Here is a 2,593-nt window from a genome sequence, read left to right as displayed (position 1 = left end):
CATCAAAGCCGCCTAGTATATCAGATGATAACGATTTGGCTAGTGATAATTGTAAATTTAACTCACATTTGGCTGATCTTTTTCAGCCTGAATGCGATCGTAGATTTCTTCACGGTGCACGGTGACGTCTTTAGGAGCGTCTACACCAATTCTTACCTGATTACCTTTAACACCAAGTACGTTTACAACAACATCGTCACCGATGATGAGTGATTCGCCAACACGACGTGTGAGTATTAACATGTTTTTTCCCCTTACTCTCAAAAATTAGGCCGAGGTATCAGGAGAATTATGATGACTCCTTTCGATTGATCAGGCCTCGTGCCTTTGTCCTATTCATTTTATGTAGAGGTCTTCTCGCCTCTTTATTCATGGACTATAAAAAAAACTTTTTTATCCATTGTTCAGATAATATTTTATCAGGAACAGAACATCTAAGCGATAAAATCATCTCAAAAACATGACGAGACTCAAGCATTTAGCTTTTAAGCAGGTGTTTGTTCTAGATTAAATGCCTTGTGTAATGTTCTGACACCCAGCTCCAGGTATTTCTCATCAATAACCACGGAGATTTTGATTTCTGAAGTGGATATCATACTGATATTGATGTTTTCTTTTGCTAGTGAACCGAACATTGTGCTGGCAATACCTGCGTGCGAGCGCATGCCTACACCGACAACAGAGATTTTGGCAATTTTCTCGTTACCATTAACCTCTCTGGCACCCAGCTCCTCAGCTGTTCTTTGTAAGATATTTAATGCAGCTTGATAGTCATTGCGATGAACAGTAAATGTAAAGTCTGTTGTTGAGTCATGACCGGTATTTTGAATGATCATATCGACTTCAATGTTCTCAGCTGCGATAGGGCCGAGAATTTGTGAAGCAATGCCTGGGTGATCAGGTACACCAAGAATAGTCAGTTTGGCTTCATCACGATTAAATGCAATACCTGAAATTAAAGCTTGTTCCATTGATGGGTCCTCAGCCGCGATTAATGTGCCACCACCTTCAGTAAATGAGGAAAGGACACGTAATGGGACGTTATATTTACTCGCAAATTCGACAGAGCGTATTTGCAAAACTTTTGCACCTAAGCTGGCCATTTCCAGCATTTCTTCGAAAGTAATAGAGTCTAGGCGACGTGCTTCAGAAACAACTCTGGGATCAGTGGTATAGACGCCATCGACATCGGTGTATATCTGGCATTCATCCGCTTTTAGTGCAGCTGCTAATGCAACAGCCGTTGTGTCACTACCACCGCGACCAAGAGTGGTGATGTTGCCATTCTCATCACACCCCTGAAATCCTGCAACGACGACCACTTTGCCCTGATTGAGATCCTGACGAATATTCTTGTCGTCAATCTCCATAATCCGCGCTTTGTTATGTGCGTTATCAGTCAGGATGCGGACTTGACTGCCTGTGTAAGAAACAGCGGGCATACCCATTTGAGCAAGTGTCAAACTGAGCAGTGCAATGGTAACTTGCTCACCTGTTGATAAAAGTACATCTAACTCACGGCCACGCGGGTTATCGCTTAGCTGTTTGGCTAAATCAATTAAACGATTTGTTTCGCCACTCATCGCTGAAACGACAACGACTAAATCATGACCTTGATTACGATAATCAATGATCTTTTTGGCTACTTCGCGGATACGTTCAGCGGAGCCAACAGATGTGCCACCATATTTTTGAACAATTAAAGACATGCTTAGTTTTCCAACTTCGAAGTCACCCAGTCTGGTACAGAAGCTAGAGCTGCTGCCAGGTTCTGAGGTTCATTACCGCCGCCTTGAGCCATATCAGGACGACCGCCACCTTTACCACCAACCTGACTAGCTATATGACCAACCAGATCTCCGGCGCGGATTTTATCGGTAATATCCTTAGTAACGCCAGCAATAATTGTAATTTTTTCATCCTGGACAGCGGTGAGTACAATAGCAGCCGTGCCAAGCTTATTTTTGAGCTGATCGACGGTGTCTCGAAGTGATTTACCATCAGCGCCTTCCAACGTGGAAGCCAATACTTTGATACCGTTAATGTCGGTAGCAGAATCTGCTAAATCATTGCCTGCACTGCTGGCTAATTTGGCTTTTAATACGTCCAGTTCTTTTTCTAACTCACGTTGTCTTTGTACCAGCTGTGAGGCTTTGTCTTGTACATTGGCAGGTTTAGCTTTCAGTAACTCAGATACATCAGTGAGGATTGATTCCATTTGCTCTATGTAATCAATCGCTTTTTCACCGGTGACGGCTTCAATACGACGCACACCCGATGCAATACCCGCTTCAGAAATAATCTTGAGCATACCGATGTCACCGGTTTGTTTAACATGGGTACCACCACAGAGTTCGATTGAGAAATCGCTCATGCTCAATACGCGGACTTCGTCATCGTATTTCTCGCCAAACAAAGCCATTGCGCCACTTTTCTTCGCTTCTTCTATGGCCATTAAGCGGGTTTCAACAGGGTGGTTGAGGCGAATTTGTTGGTTTACTAAACGTTCGATTTCACGTAGCTGAGCTGGTGTCACAGACTCAAAGTGTGAAAAGTCAAAGCGCAAACGTTGTGGATTGACTAATGAACCTTT

The 2,593-nt window shown here is 43.3% G+C and carries 3 protein-coding genes; all 3 read right to left on the bottom strand.

Features of this window, described 5'->3' with window-relative positions; translation table 11 throughout:
- Positions 1–57: 57 nt before the first annotated feature.
- Positions 58–243, bottom strand: a complete 186-nt coding sequence (csrA, locus tag B4K20_RS05455; RefSeq protein WP_091711813.1) for a carbon storage regulator CsrA — start codon at positions 241–243, stop codon at positions 58–60.
- A gap of 242 nt (positions 244–485) precedes the next feature.
- On the bottom strand, positions 486–1,709 hold the full coding sequence (locus B4K20_RS05450) for an aspartate kinase (protein ID WP_289282166.1): 1,224 nt from the start codon (positions 1,707–1,709) through the stop codon (positions 486–488).
- Positions 1,710–1,711: 2 nt separating this feature from the next.
- Positions 1,712–2,593: DHHA1 domain-containing protein (locus B4K20_RS05445; RefSeq protein ID WP_289282165.1), on the bottom strand; the 882-nt coding region annotated here is incomplete at its 5' end.

It is taken from the genome of Methylophaga sp. UBA5088 (assembly GCF_002414625.1).
Lineage (GTDB): Bacteria > Pseudomonadota > Gammaproteobacteria > Nitrosococcales > Methylophagaceae > Methylophaga > Methylophaga marina.
This window is presented reverse-complemented; position numbering and strand designations above follow the sequence as displayed.